This window comes from Bacteroides sp. RTP31139st1_H2_RTP31139_211217, assembly GCF_040227615.1.
Classification (GTDB): domain Bacteria; phylum Bacteroidota; class Bacteroidia; order Bacteroidales; family Bacteroidaceae; genus Bacteroides; species Bacteroides uniformis.
Genome location: NZ_JBCNZM010000086.1, coordinates 1 through 7,073, shown reverse-complemented (window position 1 = coordinate 7,073; position 7,073 = coordinate 1). Strand labels below are relative to the sequence as shown.

Annotated in this window: 13 protein-coding genes and 1 pseudogene; 12 read left to right on the top strand and 2 right to left on the bottom strand. The window is 49.7% G+C overall.

Annotated features, from left to right (window positions below; genetic code table 11):
• From ABUA47_RS14540 to ABUA47_RS14485, 12 genes and pseudogenes are all read left to right on the top strand, one after another.
• Positions 1 to 1,194: pseudogene (locus tag ABUA47_RS14540) on the top strand (hypothetical protein); the annotation flags it as partial.
• A gap of 36 nt (positions 1,195 to 1,230) precedes the next feature.
• Positions 1,231 to 2,112 (top strand): ATP-binding protein, encoded by an 882-nt coding sequence (locus tag ABUA47_RS14535; protein ID WP_007751516.1) that lies wholly within the window; start codon positions 1,231 to 1,233, stop codon positions 2,110 to 2,112.
• Positions 2,109 to 2,366, top strand: coding sequence for a hypothetical protein (locus ABUA47_RS14530; RefSeq protein WP_007751518.1), 258 nt, complete (start codon positions 2,109 to 2,111; stop codon positions 2,364 to 2,366). Before ABUA47_RS14535 ends, ABUA47_RS14530 begins: the two co-directional genes overlap by 4 nt.
• The gene (locus tag ABUA47_RS14525) at positions 2,335 to 2,997 is read left to right on the top strand and encodes an ATP-binding protein (RefSeq protein ID WP_032558186.1); all 663 of its coding nucleotides are present in this window, start codon (positions 2,335 to 2,337) and stop codon (positions 2,995 to 2,997) included. Before ABUA47_RS14530 ends, ABUA47_RS14525 begins: the two co-directional genes overlap by 32 nt.
• Positions 2,978 to 3,199, top strand: a complete 222-nt coding sequence (locus tag ABUA47_RS14520) for a hypothetical protein (RefSeq protein WP_007751522.1) — start codon at positions 2,978 to 2,980, stop codon at positions 3,197 to 3,199. Before ABUA47_RS14525 ends, ABUA47_RS14520 begins: the two co-directional genes overlap by 20 nt.
• Positions 3,199 to 3,669: a DUF4406 domain-containing protein gene (locus tag ABUA47_RS24985; RefSeq protein ID WP_007562536.1), complete on the top strand. Its 471-nt coding sequence runs from the start codon at positions 3,199 to 3,201 to the stop codon at positions 3,667 to 3,669. Before ABUA47_RS14520 ends, ABUA47_RS24985 begins: the two co-directional genes overlap by 1 nt.
• Positions 3,670 to 3,687: 18 nt before the next feature.
• The gene (locus ABUA47_RS14510) at positions 3,688 to 3,921 is read left to right on the top strand and encodes a hypothetical protein (protein WP_007562534.1); all 234 of its coding nucleotides are present in this window, start codon (positions 3,688 to 3,690) and stop codon (positions 3,919 to 3,921) included.
• Between the two features lies 1 nt (position 3,922).
• Entirely contained in the window at positions 3,923 to 4,345 is a 423-nt protein-coding gene (locus ABUA47_RS14505; RefSeq protein ID WP_349831721.1) for a hypothetical protein, read from the top strand.
• A 6-nt stretch (positions 4,346 to 4,351) separates the two neighbouring features.
• A complete protein-coding gene (locus tag ABUA47_RS14500; RefSeq protein ID WP_007562531.1) occupies positions 4,352 to 4,537 on the top strand; it encodes a hypothetical protein in 186 nt (61 codons plus the stop codon).
• The gene (locus tag ABUA47_RS14495; RefSeq protein WP_007562529.1) at positions 4,524 to 4,721 is read left to right on the top strand and encodes a hypothetical protein; all 198 of its coding nucleotides are present in this window, start codon (positions 4,524 to 4,526) and stop codon (positions 4,719 to 4,721) included. Before ABUA47_RS14500 ends, ABUA47_RS14495 begins: the two co-directional genes overlap by 14 nt.
• Before the next feature lie 18 nt (positions 4,722 to 4,739).
• The gene (locus ABUA47_RS14490) at positions 4,740 to 5,402 is read left to right on the top strand and encodes a DUF3164 family protein (RefSeq protein ID WP_007751532.1); all 663 of its coding nucleotides are present in this window, start codon (positions 4,740 to 4,742) and stop codon (positions 5,400 to 5,402) included.
• Between the two features lie 110 nt (positions 5,403 to 5,512).
• A complete protein-coding gene (locus ABUA47_RS14485; RefSeq protein ID WP_007562525.1) occupies positions 5,513 to 5,782 on the top strand; it encodes a hypothetical protein in 270 nt (89 codons plus the stop codon).
• Here the strand turns inward: ABUA47_RS14485 and ABUA47_RS14480 are convergent.
• Positions 5,765 to 6,226, bottom strand: coding sequence for a hypothetical protein (locus tag ABUA47_RS14480; RefSeq protein WP_007562523.1), 462 nt, complete (start codon positions 6,224 to 6,226; stop codon positions 5,765 to 5,767). The genes ABUA47_RS14485 and ABUA47_RS14480 overlap by 18 nt on opposite strands.
• 4 nt (positions 6,227 to 6,230) lie before the next feature.
• Positions 6,231 to 6,854 carry a hypothetical protein gene (locus ABUA47_RS14475; RefSeq protein ID WP_171028970.1) on the bottom strand — a complete coding sequence of 208 codons (624 nt, stop codon included), beginning with the start codon at positions 6,852 to 6,854 and terminating at the stop codon, positions 6,231 to 6,233.
• Positions 6,855 to 7,073: the final 219 nt, after the last annotated feature.

Here is a 7,073-nt window from a genome sequence, read left to right as displayed (position 1 = left end):
GCCCTTCGCGGTAAGCGGCACATGAGCCAATGGGATTTCAACAATGCCTACCGTCCTTATCATCTGCGCAGCATCGGTGAATATTCCTTGAGTAAGGTTTCTCTTGACGACCGCGACCTGCCGCGCCCAATGAAGGATGGCAACCGAGTGAAAGCCTATTATGCCTACGATGTGGTGAGCGGTGCTGTGGTGGGATATGCCTACAACCGGTACAAGACTACCGAGTTATTTTTAGACTGCATGCGAAACATGTTCCAGACCCTGGACCGGAACGGCATGTATATCCCCGCCGAGTTAGAAGTGGAACACCACCTGGTAAGCGACTTTGCCGACGGATTGATGCAAGCCGGTACCGTCTTCCCCCTGATCCGCTGGTGTAACCCCGGGAACTCGCGTGAAAAACGTGCCGAGCACAAGAACCGCGAAAAGAAATACGGTGTGGAGAAACGCACGCAGGTAGGTATCGGCCGATGGTATGCCAAGCTGGAGGCCAACCGCCCGAAGGAAGAAAAGGTGTATGAAGAAAAGAACAACACCTACAAGGTGAAGACCTATAGTTATGAAGAATTGGTAGCCGATGATATACGCGCCATTGAGACCTTCAACGCACCGCCTCACCCCAACCACAAGCGCTATCCGGGCATGAGCCGTTGGGATGTGCTTTGCGCCCATCAGAACCCGAACCTTGCACCTTGGGACAAGGCCGTTCTTTACCGGTTCATCGGACAGCACACCGAAACAACCATCCGGCAGAACACCTACTGCACGGTGATGTACAACCAATACGGACTGCCCAGCCCGGAAATCATCGAAAAGCTGGAGCCGAGGAACTACAAGGTAGATGCCTATTATCTGCCCGATGCCGACGGAACCATCAACGAGGTATATATCTACCAGAACGGACGATATATCGCCACCTGCAAGCCCGTAGCCCGTTACAATGAGAATACAGCCGAGCAGACCGAGTACGACAAGGCAGCCTATACCGAACAGTCCAAGTATGTAGCTCAATTCGACAAGATGATGAAGGACGGCAAGATCAAGCGTGTGGGCATCCTTGCCAAAGAGGAAGCAAAGCTGATAACAGAGGTACAGGCGGAAGCCGTTCCCCTTCCTGCACAAGCCGAGGAAGAAGATTACTCAGCCTATATGGACATCAGTGCCTTCGAGCATGATGCAGTAGCCAAGATATAATTAACGACGTTAGAACGAATTTAAAACAGCATTCAAATGGAAATAACAAATGAAGTAAAGCAACGTATTGTGGCAGCGATAGCCGCCGACCGTGAAAATTATCCCAGTGACAACCGCCATGCCACGGCACTGGGCATAGCCCCCAGCGTTTACAATGCCATCAAGCGGGGCAATTATGAAAAGCAGGTCAGTGATGCCAACTGGGTAGGTATAGCCCGAAGATTAGGCGTGCAACTGCGTACAGAAATACCTTGGCTGGCAGCACAGACCCCGACCTACGTGTTTGTGAGCAAGCAGCTGGAAGTGTGCCAGGGAAGCGGGCTGAGTGCCATCCTGTGCGATATGCCCAATATCGGCAAGACCTTTACAGCGAAAGCTTACGTGAAGCAGCACAAGCACGCCGTATATGTGGACTGTAGCCAGGTGAAGACCAAACTGAAGCTGATACGCTACATTGCCAAGGAATTCGGTGTGACCAGCAACGGACGCTATAGCGACGTGTATGAGGATCTGGTGGCCTACCTGCGCACGATTGATACGCCCCTGGTTATCCTGGATGAAGCCGGGGACCTGCAGTATGAAGCCTTCCTGGAGTTAAAGGCGCTTTGGAACGCTACGGAACGCTGCTGTGCCTGGTATATGATGGGTGCCGACGGATTAAAGGAGAAGATCAACCGCGCCATCGAAGGCAAGAAGGTGGGCTATACCGAAATGTTGAGCCGCTACGGTGACTCCTACAGCAAGGTGACCCCGGACGATGCGCAGGAACGCGAAAAGTTTCTGAAGGCACAGGCTGCCATCGTCGCAAAAATCAATGCCCCGGACGGTGCCGACATTGCCAAGATTGTTCATAGCACCGGAGGCGGCTTGCGGCGCGTATATACCGAAATCGAAAAATTAAGGAGGATGCAGGCATGATAAGCAAGATAGAAATGCAAGCGATGGATGCTGTTATCGGTATCCATCGCGAGATGAGAAAAGCGAATGAGATAGACTGGGAACAGCGCAGATATGAAATTGCCAAAAGCATGCTTCCGGTAGTAAGAAGCAATTCATCAGGTATAATGTCTATAAAACAAGTTGCCAGACTTGCTGTGGACTATGCTGATGCTCTTATTGAAGAATTGAAAGGAGGTAACCGTGAAACTGAAGAGAGCCTACAGTCCCGGTGAGGTGCTGAACATGAAGATTCCCCGGTTCGAGTTTTCCGGGGACTGGCAAACCTCGATAGGCAACCCGGCCAAGAGCGGCGTGTGGATTATTTGGGGAGCCAGCGGAAACGGTAAGAGCAGCTTTGTGATGCAGCTGGCCAAGTACCTGTGTAGCTTCGGACGCGTAATTTATGACAGTTTGGAAGAAAGTACCGGTTTGTCGTTCCAGATGAGCCTGAAACGGCACAAGATGGGTGAAGTGAAAAAGAAGCTGATTATCCTTGACCGGGAACCGATGGAGCAATTGGAGGAACGGTTACGGCGCAGAGGCAGTCCCGGAATCGTGATTATCGACAGCTTCCAATACAGCGGCTTGAACTACAAAACCTACAAGGAGTTCAAGGAACGTCATCCCAAGAAACTGTTTATCTTCATCAGCCATGCCGAGGGGCTTCATCCGGCAGGTAGAAGCGCCCGCAAGGTGGAATATGATGCCGATGTGAAAATCATGGTAAGCTGTTTCAAAGCCTGGTGCAAAAGCCGCTTTATGGAGCGGCCCGGTGAGCCCTACGTGATATGGGAAGAAGGTGCTGCCAAAACATTGAAGGACGATAATATGGAGGATTATTTGAATGATGGAATGGGAGAATAAGCTGTACCAGATACTCCTGAAAGAACAGGAAGCGGAGGCCGTGGTGGACGATTGGGTAGAACGTAACATACAAAGCGACCTCCGTCTGCGCAGGGCCAAGACAAAGGGACACGTAGTGATAGAAACCAGGGATGTGATGTTTGCTCGGAATATTCAGGTATGGCATCCGTCCTGCCAAATAAACATTAAAGATTTGAAGTGATGGAAAAGAAAGAAGAAAAGAAAGTGTGCTGCATCTGCGGCAAAGAGTATGAGGGCTACGGATACAATCCGTTCCCGGTGAAAGAAGAAGGCTGCTGCTGCCAATCGTGCAACTACAGTGTGGTGGTTCCGGAACGGTGGGAACGACACAAGGCTTTTCAACGTGGTGAAGCGACCGGTGCCGGGAAAGTGTACATCAGCGGAGCCATCGCGCACTATGATATGAATGAGCGCAAGGAAGCCTTCAGCCGTGCCGAGGAGAAACTGATGGCACAAGGCTATGATCCTGTAAACCCTTTCAGGAACGGATTGCCGGATGAAGCTCATTGGAGAGCCCACATGCGGGCCGACATTGCCCTGTTGCTGGCTTGTGACTATATCTACATGCTGAAGGACTGGGAACTGAGCAAGGGAGCCAAACTGGAGCTTGACGTAGCCAGTTCGTGTGGCATTAAAGTATTGTTTGAATAACCTTTTAATAGTGAATGTATGGAAGAAAAACAGAAAGTTCAGGTCGTATTTGAATTTGACCGTTCCGAGTATGACGCGTATCTCTTTTTGATGAATCAAAAGAAGACGAAAGAGGTAGAGCAAATATGGAACACCATGAGCGGTGAGCCTGTGGTTGCGGATATTGATTTGTTTGAAGAGGACAGCCAGTCTGTAAAACTTATGATGATAAGTTTGGCAATTCTTTCAGTGGAGAAAAAAGTGAAAGGATGATATGGCACAGGAAGTAACCAATTTCGCCCGGTTCTATGCATTGTTCAACAAACTGCCTTATCAGGGCGATCGGGAGGAATTCAAAAAACAAATCGTGCTGCAGTACACGTGGAACCGGACAGACAGTCTGAAGGAAATGACGGCCAAGGAGTATGAAGTTTGTTGTACTGCTCTGGAGAAACTGAGCGGACAAGACGAATGGCGGCAGAAACTTCGCGAGGAACTGCGACGGAAACGCAGCGTCTGCCTGAAGCTGATGCAACAGTTGGGTCTAGACACCACCGACTGGAACCGGGTGAACGAATTCTGCAACAACCCCCGGATAGCCGGCAAGCCCTTTGTTCAGGTTAGTACAGCCGAGCTGGAACAACTGGCCATCAAACTGCGGGCTATCCAACGAACAGGAGGTTTAACCGATAAATAGAGCAATATGGATAAAAAAGCACATGAAGCGCTTGAGCGCATAAGAAAAGACGTGACCCTTACGACATCCGATATGGAGAACCAGGATGCAGCGGAGTTTTTCAACGAACTGGCCGACTGGGCGTATGCCAATGGGGAGGCCATGCTGATAGACGATGAACCGGAAAAGCAGGATGATTATGAGGATAGATGACCAAGACAAGCTGATAAAAGCGGGGTTCTGTATAATACGAAAGGATGATTATCCAGGCCCGAGGATAAAGATGTGTACCGGCATAAACGGTGGCTGGAAGACATACAAGAAGTTTGAAACCAAAGCAGAAAGAGACAGGACATTCGCTTTGCTGCTGAAGGATGACAAAGTAATAGCTGATTAACAACTAAAATGATTTAAAATGGAAAAGAACAATCAAAGTGTGGACATCAAGTCCCTGAGTAAAGAACAGCGAGCAGCCCTCATGGCCCAGCTGCAGCAAGAAGAGAAAGAAGACCGCATCGCCCGTCGTGAAACTTACGAGGCATTACGCGGTGAGTTTATGCACGAAGTAAAGACCAACGTTCTTGAGATGGTGAATGCCGTGACCGGGTTCCGCGGATGGCTGGAAAAAGAAGCCGATGCCTTTACCAAGGTGATGAAGGAATACGGCCAGGTGAAAAGCGACGAACAGCGCAGCTATACCATTACGGACGGAGACTTCCGTCTGGAAGTGAAAAGCAACAAGGTGAAAGGCTTCGATGAACGAGCCGACATGGCAGCCGACCGTCTGATTGACTATTTGAAGCGCTACATGCAGAACAGCGAGAAAGGTTCTGATGATCCGATGTATCAGATGGCCATGACCCTGCTGGAGCGCAACAAGATGGGCGACCTGGACTACAAGAGCATTTCAAAGCTGTATGAACTGGAAGATAAGTTCGATGAAGAGTATGCAGACATCATGCGCCTGTTCAAGGAAGCTAATGTAGTGCAGCGCAATGCCACCAACTACTACTTCAGCCGCCGCAACCCTGAAAACGGCGTATGGACCCGCATTGAACCCAGTTTCTGCCGTTTGTAACCGAAACCCGTTAACCCTATAAACAGAAAGCGCCGCAGTTGTTATAATTGCGGCGCTTTTGTTCTTAAAATAGATGGAAATCAGTTATTTTTGTAAGAGAAATAAAATGTATGGGCAAAGGACGGGATAAAGAACTGATCAAGCTGCGTGACGAGGCACTATGCCGTCGTTACTACTATTGGACAGAAATACAGCGGTTGCGGTTCGACGATGCTTTAAAAGTGTTGTCGGAGCGCGAATTCTTTATATCCGAGGAACGTATCATGACCATCATCCGCCGGAAATCACGTGAGGGAACAGACTACAATCTGAAGCCTGTTCCCAAGGTGAAAGCCCCCCGTCTGACTGCCGCCCAGCTGGAACTATTCCCCATAAGATGACGGCATGGCCGATTCATCGTGCAGTGTGAATGAGAACGTCATTTCATAGACCTTGATGTAATGCGGCATGGCATACGAACGGCTTTTCTCGCGTACCAGCGGCGAAGCGTTGTCCGTGCATTGCAGACACTGCAGCGACTTGTATAATTTCTTGGCCAGCTGCTGCCTTTCCCTCACCTTGTCATACGTGCCGGATGCGTAGCTTGTATCGTCGTAACAATCGATGGCCAGCCGGACGGTCAGTGCGGATTCGCTTTTCTGTGCCCCGTATCCGAGGTCGTGCCAGTCGGAGTTTGTATTTCCGATTAATACACAAGGGAAAGTGACCGGGTACTGGTCTTCTTCTGCTCCCATTTCCAATTGTCCGTAGTCCTCGTCGATGAGAGAGAGTTCCGGCATTTCCTGTGCAATCTGTTCCATGATTGCGATAAAAATTTCGTCCATATCGTTATTGGTTTAAAATGTTGGTAATTTCCTGGTCCACCTTTTCCCGGATACGCCGGTTCAATTCTTCGCTTTCGCCCATGAACTGGCGCTGCGGGATGCGGATGTGCAGTTTCTTTTTTGGGGTAAGCGCCATGTTCCTCCAGAACTGTGCCTGCGGATTCAGTTCCTTCGGCTTGGAACGTCGTTTGACGCGTTTCTTTTGCCCTGTGCCGGTTTTTTTTCTTTTTCCCGAAGCCTTGTAGAACTTGGCCCATGCAAAGCGCCTCATGCGGTCTGTGACGGTGACATCGATTTCCCCGCCCCAGTTGTTGATGGGTGCATAGACCACCTCGTTGAATACCCTTACCCGGTAGTCTGCAGGTGTATATCCGACCGATTTGAACAGATGCTTCCTGCCGGAGAGCAGCGTTCCATAATTGCTGGCGGCATCGGAACCTCCCGAGGACAGCCGTTTGGCTTTGGGCCAAGGGTGAAGACCGCCATTGACAAATCCACCCTGCCGGAAGTTATCCTGAAAATGGTCTTTGGCCATTCGTCCTACCATGACTGGCATTTTGCGGCGCATCATACTGTCCAGCCTGTCACGTTTCCGCTTTATCATTTCCGTAAAATCTTTTATGTCCATAATCATCAGTAATTCAAGAATAATTTATAACTTTGCAACCGAGGCTTCCAATATGCCTTTTATGCGTTATGAATATACCGGAACAAGTAAAGAACGAGGCCCGTGTACTTATTGAGCAATACGGTGACACCTTCGAATACCTTGGTATTTATGAAGGCCAGGAAGCCTATGTGTTCAAGTTTCCGGGGGACTCCTGTACCGGTTATCCTTTCGTCAATC